Annotated in this window: 11 protein-coding genes; 3 read left to right on the top strand and 8 right to left on the bottom strand. The window is 68.5% G+C overall.

Annotation, left to right across the window (positions count from 1 at the left end; translation table 11 throughout):
* The 3 genes from O5M90_RS24170 to O5M90_RS24160 are packed head-to-tail and all read right to left on the bottom strand — an operon-like array spanning position 1 to position 5,521.
* On the bottom strand, positions 1–1,689 hold the full coding sequence (locus O5M90_RS24170; protein WP_269837789.1) for a serine hydrolase domain-containing protein: 1,689 nt from the start codon (positions 1,687–1,689) through the stop codon (positions 1–3).
* 11 nt (positions 1,690–1,700) lie between these two features.
* Positions 1,701–3,092: an MFS transporter gene (locus tag O5M90_RS24165; RefSeq protein ID WP_269837790.1), complete on the bottom strand. Its 1,392-nt coding sequence runs from the start codon at positions 3,090–3,092 to the stop codon at positions 1,701–1,703.
* A 2-nt stretch (positions 3,093–3,094) separates the two neighbouring features.
* A complete protein-coding gene (locus tag O5M90_RS24160) occupies positions 3,095–5,521 on the bottom strand; it encodes a TonB-dependent receptor domain-containing protein (RefSeq protein WP_269837791.1) in 2,427 nt (808 codons plus the stop codon).
* 185 nt (positions 5,522–5,706) lie between these two features.
* On the opposite strand from O5M90_RS24160, the gene O5M90_RS24155 reads away from it, so the two are divergent.
* From O5M90_RS24155 to O5M90_RS24145, 3 genes are read left to right on the top strand one after another with little or no spacing between them, the layout of a single operon-like run.
* Entirely contained in the window at positions 5,707–7,389 is a 1,683-nt protein-coding gene (locus O5M90_RS24155; RefSeq protein WP_269837792.1) for a serine hydrolase domain-containing protein, read from the top strand.
* Positions 7,386–8,891 (top strand): M81 family metallopeptidase, encoded by a 1,506-nt coding sequence (locus O5M90_RS24150; RefSeq protein ID WP_269837793.1) that lies wholly within the window; start codon positions 7,386–7,388, stop codon positions 8,889–8,891. Before O5M90_RS24155 ends, O5M90_RS24150 begins: the two co-directional genes overlap by 4 nt.
* Positions 8,888–10,045: an NAD(P)/FAD-dependent oxidoreductase gene (locus O5M90_RS24145; protein ID WP_269837794.1), complete on the top strand. Its 1,158-nt coding sequence runs from the start codon at positions 8,888–8,890 to the stop codon at positions 10,043–10,045. The genes O5M90_RS24150 and O5M90_RS24145 overlap by 4 nt, the downstream gene beginning before the upstream one ends.
* A gap of 93 nt (positions 10,046–10,138) precedes the next feature.
* On the opposite strand, the gene O5M90_RS24140 is transcribed toward O5M90_RS24145, so the two are convergent.
* The 5 genes from O5M90_RS24140 to O5M90_RS24120 all read right to left on the bottom strand — a co-directional run bounded on the left by O5M90_RS24140 (position 10,139) and on the right by O5M90_RS24120 (position 17,247).
* Positions 10,139–13,180 (bottom strand): S8 family peptidase, encoded by a 3,042-nt coding sequence (locus O5M90_RS24140; RefSeq protein WP_440402396.1) that lies wholly within the window; start codon positions 13,178–13,180, stop codon positions 10,139–10,141.
* Between the two features lie 25 nt (positions 13,181–13,205).
* On the bottom strand, positions 13,206–13,841 hold the full coding sequence (locus tag O5M90_RS24135) for an NF038120 family PEP-CTERM protein (protein ID WP_269837797.1): 636 nt from the start codon (positions 13,839–13,841) through the stop codon (positions 13,206–13,208).
* Positions 13,842–14,454: 613 nt separating this feature from the next.
* Positions 14,455–14,847: a hypothetical protein gene (locus O5M90_RS24130; RefSeq protein ID WP_269837798.1), complete on the bottom strand. Its 393-nt coding sequence runs from the start codon at positions 14,845–14,847 to the stop codon at positions 14,455–14,457.
* Between the two features lie 395 nt (positions 14,848–15,242).
* Positions 15,243–16,229, bottom strand: coding sequence for an N-acetyl-D-Glu racemase DgcA (gene dgcA / locus O5M90_RS24125; protein ID WP_269837799.1), 987 nt, complete (start codon positions 16,227–16,229; stop codon positions 15,243–15,245).
* A complete protein-coding gene (locus tag O5M90_RS24120; protein WP_269837800.1) occupies positions 16,219–17,247 on the bottom strand; it encodes a DUF1611 domain-containing protein in 1,029 nt (342 codons plus the stop codon). Before O5M90_RS24120 ends, dgcA begins: the two co-directional genes overlap by 11 nt.
* Positions 17,248–17,275 lie beyond the last annotated feature (28 nt).

Below are 17,275 nucleotides of genomic sequence, written 5' to 3'. Positions count from 1 at the left end.
TTACTGGTCCAAGCGTGTGAAGCGCATATGGCGGGTGCGGACGCTGTCGATCCGCAGGCCGACCACCCGGGCGCCGGCGCGGTCGAGGTTGACGACATTGCTGTTGGCGAGCGCGGCCAGCAGCGGGTCGGTCGGAACGATGAACAGCACATCCTCCGAGACGGGCTGCAGGCGAAAGCGCAGCTGTCCATGCCGGCCTTGCACGGTGAGCGTCAGCATCGCGCCCTCGATGGCGATCTGCGCGTCGGCATCGAGGTCGGCGCTGCGGTAGCGGCCCACCAGCTGCGGCGCCAGCACGGACGACTCGGGCGCGGCCTCGGCCAGACGCCTGAAGCGCTGCACCCGGCCGCCGTCGCGCACCTCCAAGGTATCGGGGGCCTGCGCGGAATCCGCGCCGGCCAGCTCGACCTCGAAGGCGCTGGTCCCCATGTCCATGACGCCCAGCCAGGCGCTGCTCGCGCCGCGTTTGCGCAGCGGCAGCACCGCGCTGCCATGCACGGACAGGCCCAGCATGCCGGCCACCTCGCCGAAGCGCATCAGGCAGCCGCTCTCGGGCTCGTGGTAATGCTGGCCGGGCAGTCCGGGGAAGGCGCTGGCCGCGACCCGCGGCACCGCCGCCTCGGCGCTTTGCAGCAGCTGATCGGCCAGCAGCAGATCGATCAGCTTGAGGGCGATCGCGGCGGGGGCGGCGGCCAGGCCATTGGTCATGATCGTGATGTCCAGGCCATGCGCGGGCACGGTGATCATCTGGGAACCGCCGCCGAGGATGGCACCGTTGTGGTGGATGACCTCGACGCCCCGGTAAGGATGGCAGACCAGGCCGAAGCCATAGGGCGAGACCTCGCCCGAAGCCAAGGTGTTGGGCGCCAGCATCTGCGCCCAGCTCTGCGCGCTGCCGACCGTCTTCTTCTCGCTGCGCAGGTGGGCCAGCCAGGTCAGCATATCGTCCACCGTCGAGACCAGCGAGCCGCTGCCCTCGAATTCGGTCGGGTAGAGCGCACGGGTCCATTGCGCGCGCGCATCCGGCGCGGCGCCCGGCACCGGCATGTACAGCCCCGCCAGGCCGCCTCGCACATCGAGCACGCTCGGGATGGACTCGCTGTCCAGCATGCCAAGCGGCTCGAAGATGCGCGTGCGCAGGAACTCGGCAAAGCTCAGCCCGCTGACACGTTCGACCGTCAGCGCCAGCAGGCGGTAGCCGCCATTGCTGTAGATCATGCGGGTGCCAGGCTCGAAATTGAGCTCGCTTTGCCGCGCCATCAGCGCCAGGCTGCTGCCGGTCGGCTGCAGGTTCAGTCCATTGGCCCAGGTCCAGAGCTCATCATGGCCGCGCCAGCCGCCGGTATGCGCCATCAGCTGGCGCAGCGTCGGGCCTTCGGCGCCGAGCCTGGGCAGCTCGGGCAGATGCTGCTGCACCGCATCGTCGATCTGTAGGCGGCCGTCCTCGGCCAGTAACAGAATGGCCAGCGCGGTGAAATGCTTGCTGGTCGAGGCCAGGCGCATGCGGGTGTGCGGCGTGTTCGCTACGCCCTGTTCCAGGCTGGCCAGACCGAAGCCGCGGCGGTAGCGCAGCAGGCCTTGCTGGTGGATGCCAACCACCATGCCGGGCGCGTCGCCGCGACACAGCGGCTGGAGAAGGGCATCAATCGCGGCGGTCGCTGCGAGGGGATCGCTAGTGAGAGTAGACATGGCTGGAGGGCTCAGATGCCCGGGTTGACGGTCTTGATCAGGCGCACGAATGCGGGTTCGGTGGCGCGCAGCAGGGCGGCGCCCAGCAGGCAGCCGGTCATCGTGGCGGCGACGATGGCCATGGCCAGGCCATTGGGGATGTGCTTGACGGCATCCGAGACCATGCCGATGGCCAGCGGCCCCAGCACCGCAAAGGGCAGGCCGGCTATCGACAGCACCCCGACCACGCGCGCCCGCAGATGGGCCGGCGCGACCTCCTGCAGCACATTGGGCAACACCACCGCGCCGCAGATCAGCGGCACCAGCAGCATGGCCAGCAGCACGAACACATCACTGGCCGAGCGCACAAACAGCAGCGCAATCGAGATCAGCCCGGCGGCGGCGTAGCCCAGCGTCATCACACGCACCGGTGCGGCCAGGCCCACGCGGCGCCGTGCCACCCGCATCGCATTGACGCCCAGCACGCCGCCCAGCACCGTGCCGACCATCACCGCCACGCCGATGCCCTGCCCCAGCTGCGCCGGCTGAACGCCGAACTGGCGTGCCGCAACGATGGGGATCCAGCTGCCGATCGAGCTCAGGCCCACCGAGGCCAGGCCGGAAGCGGTCACCAGGCAGGCCAGCGTGCGCCAATGGGCGCGCAGATAGTCGCCAAAGCTGATGCCGGCCTGCGCAGTGACATCGACGCCCGGCGGAGGCGGCTCATAGCCGACCGCGGCGGCGCCGCGTGCGCTGCGTATCGTCAGCACCAGCAGCATCACCGGCGCACCGACGATGGCCATCGCAAAAAAGGTCAGGCGCCAGGTCTCATAGGCCTGCAGCGCGACCGGCAGCAGGTGGTGCGACTTCTCGATTGCCTGCACGATGCTGCCACCCACGATGGCGCCGAGCGCACCACCAAAGAGCGCCGCGATGCCGAAGATCGCGTTCGCCAGCACCCGCTGCGCGCGCGGGAACAGATCGGGGATCAGGCTGTTGGTGAGAGGCCCGAGCCCGGCCTCGCCGACGCCCAGCCCGATCGACGCGACGAACAGCATGCCGTAGTCCATCGCGGTGCCGCGCAGGCCGGTCGCCGCGCTCCAGACCAGCACGCAGGCGGCCAGCACGAGGCGGCGGTCGAAGCGGTCGCCGAGCCAGCCCAGCGGAAAGGTCGCCAGCCCGGAGAACAGCACCAGACCGGCGCCCTTGAGCATGCCGATCTGGGTGTCCGATAGCGACAGGCTCACGCGCATCGGCTCGGTCAGCAAGGTCACCAGCATGCCGTCGATCGAGCCGAGAATGGTCGCGATCAGCAGCACCGCCAGCGTGTACCAGGAGGCCGCGCCGGCGCGCCGGGCCGCCGGTGCAGGGGCGTGCGAGGAGGAAGCCGCCGGGGCTGCGGCGGTCTGAGTGAAGAGGGCCATGGTCAGAAGGGGACGTTGACGGCAACGCCGAGGGTGCGGGGCTCGACCACGACGGCCTTGCCTGCGATCGCCGAGTCGACGGCGACCGCCGCCAGGCCGCGGCTGTTGCTCAGATTGCGCACATAGGCGGAGAGCTTGAAGCGCTCGAAGTCGATGCCTGCCTGCAGGCCGTACACGCTGTAGGACGGCAGCAGATAGTCGCGTGCGAGCGTGCTGCCGGGAAATCCGGCATTGCGTTCGCCGACATGGCGGGCATTCAGACCCAGATAGGCCGGGCGGCCCGCGAGCTCGAAGTCGCGCGTGGCGGACACGGAGGCGGAGACGCGGGCGGTGTTGGGCAGCTTATCGCCGGCCCGGCCGCCGAGGCCCTGGGCATCGGTGCGCAGCTTGGCATCGATCAGGGACAGGGAGCCGTCGAGCCGCCAGCCCGCGCTGGGCAGCCAGATCAGGCCCAGCTCTGCGCCCCGGATACGCGCCTTGCCGGCATTGGTGAAGAAGCCGAAGACACCGTCTTTCATCGTCTGCTGGATATCGCTCCACTCGATGTCATAGACGGCGGCCTCGACCATCAGGCGGCGGTCCAGCAACGTGGCCTTGTAGCCGGCCTCATAGCTCCACAGCGAGTCGGACTTGAACATCGGCTTGACGGAAGGCGAAGTCGTCGGCAGCAGGCCGTTCGGCCCGCCGGGCCGATAGCCACTGGCGACGCGCAGATAGGCCGAGCTCAGCGGGTCGAGCTTGTAGCCGGCGGTGGCCAGCCAGGTGGTGGCGGTCTCCTCGGACTCGCCGCCATTGGTCGAAGTACCGCCGGCCAGCAGGCCTGCGGAAGTATTGGTAAAGCGCTGCTCCATGCGGCCGACACGCACGCCGCCGGTCAGCGCCAGCGCGGGCGTGGCATGCCAGGTCACATCGCCGTAGAGCGCGAGATCGCGGTAGGTGGCGGGCTTGCTGGTCTGGTAGAGATTGAGCGTTCCGGGGCCGCTGGCGGTCGCATAGCCGAAGCCGCCGTCGATGCTGGAGCGCTCGCGGTTGATGTAGAGACCGGCCAGCCATTCGAGATCGCGCGAGGCGCTCGAGGTCAGCCGGAACTCCTGGCTGACCCGGTGCTGCTCACCGCGGCTGTCAGCCCAGACCGAGGTGGCCGGGACGCCGGCGCCGACCAGCACGGGCAGCAGCAGCGAGGAGGCATCCTGCTGCCCATGCAGCTTCACATCCTGCACCGAGGTGATGGCATTGAGCCGGGCCCAGCCCATGTTGTATTCGATGTCCATGCCGAGCAGATCGGTGCGCACGCTGCTGGGCTCACGGGCGCCGAGCCGGCGCAGGCGCTCGCCCAGCACCGGCTGCCCGGTGACGAGATTCAGGTCCTCGTAGTCGTGGCCGACGCGCTTGGCCTCCTGCGAGGTCAGCGTCAGCCGCATCGACAAGTTGCGGCTCGGCGTCAGCAGCGCCGAGATGCGCGCGCCGGTGGTGGTGCCGCGGTTGACATTCTTCTCGGCCGCCACGCCGATGGTGTCGTCATAGCCGCCGAAGCGCGTGCTGTAGGCCGCGACGCGCACGGCCGCCATGTCCTGCTTGATCGGTACATTGACCACGCCATTGACCGTGTGGCCCATGCCGCCGTACTGGGTGGAGCTCAGCGCGAGCCTGGCGCTGCCGGAGAACTCGCCGGTATCGGGCTCGTTGGTCACGTACTTGATCAGGCCGCCCATCGCGCCGGCGCCGTACAAAGTGCCTTGCGGTCCGCGCAGGATCTCGATGTGGTGCAGATCCAGCAGGCCCATGTCCAGCGGCGTGACTGCCCCCAGGCCATAGGGCGCGCTGGAGCCGGTGGCGACATCGTCAACATAGACCCCGACCGAGGCAGCTCCGACCGAGGCGGTCGCCAGGCCGCGGATGCTCAAGGCGCCAGCAAAAGCGCCGCCATGCGTCAGCGTGACGCCGGGTTGGCCGGCCACATAGTCGCCCAGCTCGCGCGCACCGCCGCGCTCCAGCGCCTCGGTCTGCAGCACGTCGACCTTCAGCGGCACCTCGCGCACCGGCTCACGGCGGCGCGAGGCGCTGACCATGACCGTGTCCAGCGTCGACACATCGGCGCGCGGCTTGGGCTCATCGGGCGGCGTGCTGTAGAGCACGATGGCGCCGCTCTCGTCGCGCCGCACCTTCAGCCGCGTGCCGTCGAGCAGGCGGGCCAGCGCGTCCTCGGGCGAGAGCTTGCCCTTCAGACCCTTGGTCGACAGGCCCTTGATGTCGTCGACCTTGTAGAGCAGTTGCACGCCGGCCTGCGCGATATAGGCATCGAGGGCGGCCTTCAGATCACCGGCAGCGACGTCGAACTCGCGGCTCTGCCCATGGGCCGTGGCGGCGATCGCCAGAGTACACACCAGGGCCAGATGACGGAGAGTCCGGCCACGCACGCTTTTCTTCATTGGAATTCCTTGGTTGGAAACGATGAACTGCTATCCAACGAAGACGGGCCGCTCGTCATATTCCGGTAGCAATTTCATCGTTCCCAGCGTAAACACCTAGGCCGCAGAAGACAGCATGCCGGAAAGCAGTGGCCCGCTCGTCTCTACAGAAGGCCCACCCACCTTCCCTCCACTGCGATCACGCCATGACCTCTAGCGACTCATCCCCTTCCCCGACCGGCCTGGCGGCCGTCGACGCCCTGCTGCAGCCCTTCAATCGCAGCGATGCGCCGGGCCTGGTTGTGGGCATCGCGCGCGCGGGCCGGACCGTCTACCGCCGTGGCGTCGGCCTGGCCAGCATCGAGCAAAGTGTCGCGATGTCGCCGCACACGCGTGTGCGCATTGCATCCACCAGCAAGCAGTTCACCTGCCTGGCCGTGCTGCTGCTGGCCGAGGATGGGCTGCTGGACATCGATGACCTGGTCTACCGGCACCTGCCTGAATTGCCGCTGCTGCACCCGGCCGGACCGACCCTGCGCCAGCTGATGCATCACACGGGCGGTTGGCGCACGGACCTGGCCGCCGTCGCCCAAGGCCTGGCCATACTGCCCAAGGCGGACTGGTCCAAGCCGCTGCATGAGCCCAACCGCGAGCTCAACTTCGAGCCGGGCACGCGCATGATCTATTCAAACACCGGCTACCAGCTGCTGGCCCGCGTGATCGAGCGCCTGAGCGGCCAGCGCTTCGAGGACTTCATGCGCGAGCGCATCTTCACGCCGCTGGGCATGCATGACACCGAGTCGCTGACCAGCGACCTCGAGATCCGAGCCGGCATGGCCATGCAATACCAGGCCCAGCCGGCGGCCGCTGGCGGCGGGCTGCAGCGCGGCATCTACCCGGGCGAGCTGCGCGGCAGCGGCTCCCTGGTCTCGACCATTGACGACATGCTGTGCTGGCTGGCCCATCTGCGCAGCCCGAAGAAGACGGTCGGCAGCGCGGCCAGCTGGGCCCAGATGATTGCGCTGCCGCAGCTGTCAACCGGCATGCGTCTGCCCTATGCGCTGGGCCTGATGCGCCACGACTACCGCGGCGTCGAGGTGATCCATCATGCGGGCGCGGTGCTCGGTGCCACCTCGCAGATGATCACGGTGCCGGCCCATCAGCTGGACATCATGATCATGGTCAATGGCGCCCCCATCTCGCCGGTGGCGCTGGGCTTTCAGATCATCGACGCGCTGCTCGGCGAGGCCCTCGTCGCGCCGCCCGCCCCTGTGCCGGCTGCCGCCCATGCGGCGCTGCTGGGGCAGCGCTATCACGCGGCCTCGACCGGTGCTGTTTTCGGCTTCGAGGACGCCGGCGGCAAGCTCGCGCTCAATTGGATGGGCAGCCGCGGCATGCCGTTGCGCCAGATCGGCAACGAGGCCCTGCTGCCCTGCGAGGACAGCGCGCTGAACCCGCTGGGCTTCGCGCTCGAGGAGCTTGGCGGCACAACCGCGCCCGACATCCTGACCCTCAACGACGGCGGCCATCTGCTGCGCTGCGAGCGCCTGCCCGATGTGGCACCTATCAGCGCTGCACTGGCGCCGGCCCTGGCCGGCCGCTACCGCGTGCCGGATCTGCAGATCGACGCTCACGTTGAGATCGAGGGCGAAGGCGAGGCCTTGCAGATCATCGTGCGCCTGCAGGGCCGGCACGGCCACAGCGCCTACCGCCTGCAGCCGCTGTCGCCGGACGTGCTGCTGGCCATGCCGGCCGATGCGTTGTTCGCCGGCATGGGCGGCGCCGGCATCATCAATATCGATCGCGCGGCCGGCCGCGTCAGCGGCCTGCGCCTGGATGCGCCGCGGCTGCGGCGCCTGCGCTTCATCCGCGAGGAGCACACCGCATGAGCAGCAAGAAGATCTTCGGCGCCTTCTTGGCCACCGAGACCAATACCTATGCGGCGGCGCCGACCGGCTGGGGCGGCTTTGAGGCATACGGCATCTTCCATGGCGATGGGAGCCGGCGCGATCCGCAAGGCATAGGCGCGCCTATGGCCGACCTGCGCCGGCTGCTGGCCGACCAGGGCCATACGCTGGTCGAGAGCCTCAGTGCCTTCGCCCAGCCGCTGGGCCGCACGGTGCGCGCGGTCTACGAGGGCCTGCGCGACGAGATCCTGAGCGATCTGCGGGCGGCCCTGCCGGTCGATGGCGTGATCCTGGTGCTGCACGGCGCGATGGTGGCCGAGGGCTATGAGGACTGCGAGGGCGATCTGATCGCGCGGGTGCGCGCCATCGTCGGGCCGGCCGTGCCCATCGGAGTCGAGCTGGACCTGCACTGCCACACCACCGTGCTGATGCAGCGCTCGGCCGATGCCATCGTCGCCTACAAGGAATATCCGCATATCGACGCGCTGCCCCGGCTCGAGGAGCTGCTGCGCATCGTGCTGGACACGGCGGCCGGCAAGGTCCGGCCCAGCACCGCGATGTTCGATTGCAAGATGGTAGGCCTGTGGCACACCACGCGCGAACCCATGGCCGGCTTTGTGCGTCGTATGCAGGCGGTCGAGCGCCAGCCGGGCGTGCTCTCGGTCTCGCTCGGCCATGGCTTTCCCTGGGGCGATGTGCCCGAGTCGGGGGCGCGGCTGTGGGTCATCACCGACGACGACGCGCGCCTGGCCAGCGCGATGGCCGAGCAGCTGGGCCGCGAGTTCTGGGCGCTGCGCGAGCAGACCGTGACGCCGATGCTGGAGATTGACGCGGCGCTGGACCGCGCCGCGCAGACAGCGGGCGGCCCGGTCGTCATTGCCGACATCGCCGACAACGCCGGCGGCGGCGCGATGAGCGACAGCACGTTCATCCTGCAGGCCTTGCTGGCGCGCGGCGCTCAGGACGTGGCGATCGGCGCCTTCTGGGATCTGGGCGCAATCCAGCTCTGCCGCGATGCCGGTGTCGGCGCCTGCATCGCGCTGCGCATCGGCGGCAAGTGCGGCCCAGCCTCGGGTCAGCCGGTGGACCTGGAGGTCGTCGTCAAGGCGGTGCTGGACCAGCACGTGCAGATCGGCCTGAACTCGAACGACGAGATCGCGCCGCTAGGCCCCAGCGTCTGGGTGCAGGCGGCGAACGGGCTGGACATCGTGCTGGTCAGCGTGCGCAGCCAGACCTTCTCGCCCATGGTCTTCACCGGCCTGGGCATCGATCTGGCGCGCAAGCGCCTGATCGTGGTCAAGTCCACCCAGCACTTCCATGCCCAGTTCGCGCCGCTGGCCCGGGATATCCTATATGTGACGACACCCGGCGCGATCAGCATGGACTTTGCCGCCCTGCCCTACCGGGTGCGCGAGCTCGATTACTGGCCCCGCGTGGCCGACCCGCACGACTTCACCGCCGCCACCGACCCGATATCCGCATGAGCCACAAGCCCGACATCATTTCAGCCGACTGCCTGGTCATCGGCGGTGGCATCGCCGGCGCCTCGGTAGCACGTTGGCTGGCGCCGCATGCGCGCACCATCGTGCTGGAGCGCGAGAGCCAGCCCGGCTATCACGCCACTGGCCGCTCGGCCGCGCTCTTCATGGAGAGCTATGGCAACACCCAGGTGCGCGCGCTGACCCGCGCCAGCCGCAGCTTCTTCGAACAAGCGCCGGCCGGCTATTCCGAGCATCCGCTGCTGACGCCGCGCGGCGCGCTCTTCGTCGCCACCGAGGCGCAGCGCGAGGCCTACGAGCGCCACTGGGAGGTGCTGCGCGCAATCACCCCGAATGCGCACCGGCTTTCGGCCGACGAAGCCTGCGCGATGGTGCCGGTGCTCAGGCGCGAGCGGCTGCTCGGTGCGATCCACGAGCCCGAGGCGGTGGACATGGATGTGCATGCGCTGCACCAGGGTTTTCTGCGCGAGCTGCGCCGCGCCGGCGGCAGCCTGGTCTGCAATGCCGAGGTCTCGGCGATCGAGCGACACGGCGCCGACTGGCGCGTGCAGGCCGGCACGGCCGTCTATCAGGCACCAGTGCTGATCAATGCGGCCGGTGCCTGGGCCGATGTGATCGCCGGCCTGGCCGGCGTGCGGCCCATAGGGCTGGAGCCACGGCGCCGCTCGGCCTTTATGTTCGCGCCGCCGGCCGGCATCGACACGCACGCCTGGCCGCTGGTGTTCGGCGCCGACGAGGACTGGTACTTCAAACCCGACGCAGGCTTGCTGCTCGGCTCACCGGCCAATGCCGACCCGGTAGCACCGCAGGATGTACAGCCCGAGGAGCTCGATATCGCGCTGGCCATCCATCGCATCGAGGAGGCCACCACGCTGACCATCCGCCGGCCCAGCCACACCTGGGCCGGGCTGCGCTCCTTCGTCGCCGACGGCGGCCTGGTCGGCGGTTTCGATACCCAGGCGCCCGGCTTCTTCTGGCTCGCCGGCCAGGGCGGCTACGGCATCCAGACCTGCGCCGCGATGGGCGAAGCCTGCGCGGCCCTGGCGCGGGGATTGGCGCTGCCGCAGCGGCTGGCTGACTTCGGGCTGAGTGCGGAGATGCTGTCGCCAGCGCGCTTGGTGCAAGCGGGAAGCACCTAGCGAGCGGCCGCGCTGCGCAGGAAGCACGAAAGAAAAAGGGCCCCGCGTGGGGCCCTTGCGCGACGCCGGCTCGCCGGAGCGGGCCGGCCGCTGTCAGTTCAGCGGCTTCGCGCGCAGCAGCGGTGCCTGCGCCGGCGCGGCGGCGCTGGCGTCGATGAACACCGTGGTCGTGCCCAACACAGCGCTGGCTGCAGTCTCGCGGTACTCGACCACGCCGAGGTGGCGGTTGCCCGCCGCGACGTTCCACGACAGACCCACCGAAGCGGTGCCGCCGGCCGTCACAGTGGACGGGCCGAAGGCCTTCAAGCTGGCCGGCGCCGTGACTGCCGGCACTACCCACAGATTGATCCTGAAGTTGGAAGCTCCGGCGACCGGCGCGTTATATCCGTCGGCGCAGACCTGGTAGTTCGCATCCGCCGTCGGGTTGTTGAGGATGATCAGTTCCTCGGAGGTGACGCCCCCGCTGGAACCGACCTCCGTGCCGGCGCGCAGCACCCGCAGGTCAATATCCCGTGCACCGCCGCCGCCGGTCTCGCTGTCGAACAGCTGCGCGCGCAGCTGCTTGGCACCCGCCGGCACCGCGAACGGGAAGCACACCGATTGATTCTGCGCCACATTGCCGGCCAGCCGGGTCGCCGCCACCATGCCGCTGGCCTGGATGTTGAACGTTCCGTTGTAGCCGGTTGCCACCGTGAAGACCTTGGTACCCACGGGCCGCGTCTCGGTCACGCTGGCGCTGCCGACGAAGGTCAGCGGCCGCACCGTCACCGGGCTGCGCAGGTTGATGCCGTCGTCGCCGGCGAGCATGACCTCCCCGAAAACCCAGGTGGCCGTGGCCGCCGTGGTGCGCGTCAACTGGACCGTGAAGGTCTGTGTGGCGCCCGGAGCGATCACGAAGTTGGCCGGAGTAACGACGGTGCTGAAGCCCGGCACGTTGGCACTGGCCGTGTAGGTGCGCGGTGACGTGCCCTTGTTGGTCAGCCGGCGCGTGAAGGTCTGGATGCCGATGACGTTGCTCGCGGTCATCGAGGCCAGGTTCAGCGCCGTGCCGCTCAACACGCCGTTGCGATAGGCCAGATGATCGGCGTTCGTCTGGTCGAACACGACCTTGGTCGCCAACGCCTGGTTCGGGTTGATATGACCCGCGCCGAAGCCCCAGCGGTTGGCGTCGATCGCGCCATTGGCCAGCTTCACGTTCTGCAAGCTGCTGGTCATGATCGCCGACTTGATCGCATACGGCGACCAGCCCGGATTGGCCTGCTTGAGCAAGGCGCCCAGGCCGGCCGAGTGCGGGCTCGCCATCGAGGTGCCGGAGATCATCTCGGCCCAGGGCGGAGGAATCAGCGTGCCGGCCGCGACGGCGTCGCGCTGGGCCTGCGTCAGATCGCGGTTCATATAGGCCGCGATGATGTCGGTTCCCGGGGCGGTGATATCGGGTTTGAGGATGTTCAGGTCGGCCAGGTTCGGGCCGCGCGACGAGGTCCCCGACATGACCGGCGAGACGACGCCGGCGACCTGGAAGCCGGCGCCGAAGGCCGCCGTGCCGGTGGGCGACGAGGCCTCGGCGGTGACGGCGGCAAAGGCCGCCAGCGGCAGATGCACGGTGGGCAGCACGGCCGAGATCAGCGGCGTGGTGTTGGCCGACGCCGGCGTGTTCAGGATGATCACGCCGACGGCTCCGGCGGCCTTGGCATTGGCCACCTTGTTGACCAGCACATTGCCCCCCCGATCGCAGACCAGGATCTTGCCGCCGACCTTGGCCGGGTCGAGCAGCGCAGCCACACCGTCGGCAGCGCCGAGGCACAGCGCCTGGTTCGAGCCCTGGGCCGCCGGCGCGCCGAAGCCGGCGTTGCGCGACCAGACCAGGGACTGGGTCGGCAGGCCGGTACTCTGGAACGACGCGCCCTGCGCGGTGGCGCCGCCGCCGAGCGTCACGATCGCCTCGGTGTAGCGGTCGTGGGTCGAATTGCCCACCGTCATCAGCCAGGGGCTGATATGAGCCACCGTCGAGGCGCCATTGACGTTGGAATTGCCTGCCGACGCCGACACATAGACGCCGGCGGCGGCGGCGGCACGGAAGGCCGTCTGCAGCGCGTCGGCAAAGCTCGTCCGGCTGCCGCCGATCGAGTAGTTGATGACATCGACCCCGTCGGCGACCGCCTGGTTGACGGCCGCCAGGGTGTCGGAGGGGTAGCAGCCCGTGTTCGGATCGTCCCGGCCACCAGCGGCGGTGTAGCAGGCCTTGTACGAAGCGACGCGGGCACGCGGTGCGATGCCCGACATGCCAGAGACGGCGCTGGCGCCGCCGACCAGGGCCGAGACGCCCTCATTTCCGCCCGAGGTGCCCAGCGTGTGCGAGCCGTGGCCGTCGCCATCGCGCGGCGAATCGAGATACTCGAAGGCCCACGCCGAGTTGCCGTTGAAGCTCTTGTAGCCGGCGTTGAAGTAGCGGGCACCGATCAGCTTGTTATTGCACATGCTGGGGGTGAAGCCGCTGCCGGCCTGGCAGGTGCCGGTCCACTTGGCCGGCGGCGGGCCATAGACCACAGTGCCGGGCAGATGCGAAGACACCGGCTTGCCGGTGGCATCGACCTTGTCCGAGAACGACGGATCCTCGGGCCAGACGCCGGTGTCGACATGGCCGATGATGATGTCCTCGCCCTTCAGCGCGCGGCCGGTGCCGTCCAGCTTGGACCAGAGACCATTGGGGCCGGTCAGGCCCAGATAGCTCGGCGTGTAGGTGGTGTCGAGCTTGCTCGGTTCGTCGGCGGTGATGGCCTTGACGCCCGGAGTCGCCAGCAGCTTCTGCAGCTCGACATCGCTGAGCTTGGCCGCGAAGCCGTTGAAGGCCACGCCATAGCGGTGATAGACGGTCGCGGCAGGGACGGCCGCAGTCACGTTGCCGGCCTTGCCGTTCAGGTAGGTCAGATAGGCCACCACATGGCTGGCATTGACGTTCAGCTTGGCGCCGGCGGCCGGGCGGGTGGCCGCCAGGCCGCTGACGCTGCCTTCATAGGCAGCGGCTGGCGCATCAGCCAGCTCAACGATGTAACCCTTGCGAGGGGCGGACTGTGCGGCGGCCGACAAGGCGGCGACGGCCAGCACAGAACCGATCACGACGTGATATCTGGTCATGGACTGATCCTTATGGGTGGACGGGTCAGACGGATTGACGACGGCGGGTGAAGGTCATCAAGCCGATCGCTGCGAGCACCAGGCTGATCGTGCCGGGCTCGGGTACGCGAAGGTTGTCGATCCCGAACTGCGACAGCGATGCATCGCGTATGCAACCGCCGAGGCCGTCATACAGGCAGGCCGTCAGGGTCAGCGAGGTCACTGCGCTGCTGCCCAGCAGGTCGGTGTCGATCGAAAAGAAGCTCCAGACGCCATTGGCGCCGGACAGGCCGAAATCGAACTGCTCGAAGATGGTCCCGGTCGTCGTCGTGGCGGCGATCTGCAGCATGCCGGCGGCAGCACCCGGTGCAATCGGCACCGGTGCGATGAAGGCCGCGTCCAGGCCCAGGAAACGCACGCCCCCCAGGGCCAGCGTGATGGCATCGTTGTTCAGCGCGGCCAGGAACTGGCCGGTGCTGTTCTCGGGCGCGATCGCACCATAGGCCATGGCCGAATCGACGTTCGAGAAACCTTCGCCGGACGATGTCACCGTGACGCCGCCGCTGACGATCGACGAGCCGGAAAAACCCTGAGGCAGGATGTCGTCGAAAGTGACGGGGCTGGAATGAGCCAAGATGCTCGTGCCGGCGCCTAGCGCCAGCGCAGCCAAAGCGCGTTTCATTTTGATGCGGGTCACAGGCTTCTTCTCCATATGTGGCGATTGAATCCGTCCGGCAGGCGCCGTCGGGCTTAAAACTACGTCGAGACTGTCGCCCCGACGTGGTAGCCGACTGTTGCCTGAGAAACGGTTTCGATGTTGCTCACCGCCCCCTGGATCAGGGAGATCGCTAACCCTAGGAGGGCGCGTCCGCAGGCCATCTGCCTCGCGGTAGTTGGGGTATGACCCGCCCTCGCAGACCACGTCTTGTCCCACTTTGAGACGCCAGCGCAGGTCGGTGTCGTGCTCAACCGGGCATGCAGGATCGAGCCGACCCGATCGAATGTCGGGCCCACGTCGCGCCGCTGTCGTTCGAGCCGCTGCTGGTTTCCGGATGGGCCTTCGCCGCTGGCTAGGTGCTCCCGCACCAGCCATGGCTGCGCCCTCCTTCCAGCTCCTGAGAACAAGCGGCCTCGCGGCGGGGTCATCACGGCGGGGGTCAGGTCTTGAATTTGAAGGTTCAGATTCAAGGCTTGACCCCACTCGTGACCCCACTCGTTTGGCCTTTGGCGAGGGTCAGGTCTTGATGAAGGAAAACCAATGCCGGTGTACCGCGGCGAGAAGTCCCTGAAACCGTTTAGCCATCGGTGTGCTTCGGAGGAACGTACTTCTTCTTCAGCGCGATTCGAGCGAGGTTGTGCGGTACGTGCTTGATGTAGGGACCGCGTGACGAATTGGAGATGAACTGAAAGTACTCGCCCTTCGGATTTCGGCAGAACCGTATAAGCCAAGCGTCGTCAATGCGGTCGTCGCTTCCATCAATTCGCACGACCTCATCCACAACCACCGCCGTCTCGCCGGAGAACCGATAGCGCTCATCGGTCGACTCAACCGCCAGGGCTTTGAACTGGGCTTCGGCGTCTGCGCGCAGTATTTGAAGTCTCGCCCTGTTCCGTCGATTCACCCAGGTGAAGTACTTCCAGAACATAGCAACCATTCCGGCCATGAGAATGACTACGAACCAGTCCATTGCCAGTTACACCTAGACAAGATCAAGTTGACTGCGTGACACCGGCCAGCCCAACTTCTGCGATGCCGCAGTTTGCAGACATGGGACCCGCAGCGCTACACCAGCACACTCGTTGGTGAGGCTGACGCGGCCTTGCGACTCGGCAGGGAGTCGGGACATGGAGAGCAAATCTAACAGCATCTTGCCCGTCGGATCGGCCCCTCACACGGACAGCGCCGACATCGTCTTCGCAGGGGCCTTGACCAAACGGCTCAGTCGGGGCCAGGTCTTGCTTATCGTCCTGAAGACTAGCCCTGTGGCGCCGTCATCAGGCGCCACCTCGCTGTCCGGGGCTTGCACTGCGACGTGGGCGCGGCCTGCGCGCCCACTCGGCCCTGCTTCGGCCCCCCTCCCGCTCAGCCCCAGAGCGCCGGCTCGGCGGCGCCGAGCAGGGCGCCTTCGTAGTGCATGGCCTGGGCGCGGTCGGATTGCATCAGCATCGGGCCGTCGAGGTCCACATAGCTGCAGTCCTGCGCGATCAGATGGGCCGGTGCCATGGCCAGCGAGGTGCCGCCCATATTGCCGACCATCAGCCCGAAACCCAGCGCCTTGGCCTCGCGGGCCAGGGCCAGCGCTTCGGTCAGGCCGCCGGACTTGTCGAGCTTGATGTTGACGTATTGGTAGCGGCCCACCAGCGCCGGCAGCGAGCTGCGGTCCACGCAGGACTCATCGGCGGCCAGCGGTATGGCGCAGACCAGCCCGTCGAGCTGGGCATCCGTGCCGCGCTCGACCGGCTGCTCGATCAGCTCGACACCCTGGGCCTTCAGCTCGGGCAGGATGCGCTCGAGCAGCTCGCGGCTCCAGGCCTGGTTGGCATCGACGACCAGGCGGGCGGACGGATGCTCCTCGCGGGCGAAGCGCACCATGTCGACATGCCGGCTCGCATCGGCCTTCAGCTTGAGCAGGGGCAGATGCCGCGCCGCGCGGATCTTGCGCCGCACATCGGCCTCGCTGCCCAGGCCAATGGTGTAGGCCGTCAGCACCGGCGCCACGTGCGTGAGGCCCGCCAGTTGCCAGGCGCGACGGCCGGCCTGCTTGGCGCGCAGATCCCACAGCGCGCAGTCCAGCGCGTTGCGCGCGCCACCGGGCGGCAGCAACTGCATCAGCGCCTCGGTCGACAGGTCCTGATGCAGCCGCGGCCGCAGGGCCTCGATCTGCGCGGCCATAGACAGCGTCGTCTCGCCCTTGTAGGGCACGCCGGTGGCCTCGCCATAGCCGCTGCGGCCCTCGCGATCGGACAGGCGCACGACCAGCACCTGAATCTCGGTCATCACGCCGCGCGAAATCTCAAACGGCTCCTGCAGGGCCCAGCTCTCGCTGGTGAGCGTGCAATCAAGCGACATGGGAATACTCCTTGTGTGGGTGAATGGCTTGGGCCAGGCGCTCGACACCGCCGCGCATCGGATCGACCACGGGCAGGCCCAGCTCGGCCTCGACGCGGTCGCGGTAGGCCAGCCAGTCCGCATCGCTGAGCGCGGACGAATTGATGCTGATGCCGACGCAGCGCACCGCCGCATTGGTCAGGCGTGCGGCGCGCAGATAGGCCTCGATGGCCTCGGCCAGCGGCGGGGTCGGGAAGTCAGGCAGGCTGGCAATATGCTGCCGACCGGCGTGGTGGCACAGCACCAGCGCGTCGGGCTGCGAGCCATGCAACAGGCCCAGCGTGACGCCCGCATAGGCCGGGTGGAACAGCGAGCCCTGGCCCTCGATCACATCCCAGTGCTCGGCCTCGTTGTCGGGCGAGAGCTGCTCGGCCACGCCGGCGACGAAGTCGGACACCACCGCGTCGATGGCCACGCCGCTGCCCGAGATCATCACCCCGGTCTGTCCGGTCGCACGAAAGCTCGCCGGCACGCCGCGCGCCTGCAGCGCACGGGCCAGCGCCAGCGCGGTGTACTTCTTGCCCAGCGCGCAATCGGTGCCGACGGTCAGCAGCCGTTGCCCGCTGCGCTTGCGTCCGGTGCCGGTCACGCGCGGCCAGGCGCCGTGGCGCACATCCTGCAGCTGCACGCCGGCGGCCTGGGCGGCGGCGGCCAGCTCGGGGATGTCGCTCAGCCGCGTGTGCAGGCCGCTGACGATGTCCAAACCCGCGCGCACCGCCTCCAGCAGGCTGGGCAGCCAGTGCGCCGGCAGCTTGCCGCCGACCGGCGCGATGCCGATCAGCAGCGAGCCCGCGCCGGCCGCGGCCGCCTCGGCGACGCTCATCGCCGGCTTGCCGGTGCTGACGGCGGCCCCGGGATAGGCCAGCTCGCCGAGCACATCCTCGGGGCACCAGTCGGCCACGCCGAAGGCGGTCTTGGCATCGACGGCCGAGCTCACGTCACCGAGGAAGATCAGATAGGGTTTGCGCAATACAAGCATGTCGGAGAAATCCCTAGGGAAGAGGAAG

The organism is Paucibacter sp. M5-1, from assembly GCF_027498415.2.
Taxonomy (GTDB): Bacteria; Pseudomonadota; Gammaproteobacteria; order Burkholderiales; family Burkholderiaceae_C; genus Roseateles_E.
Note: the sequence above shows the minus strand (reverse complement) of the source record. Positions and strands in the feature narration are given on the sequence as shown.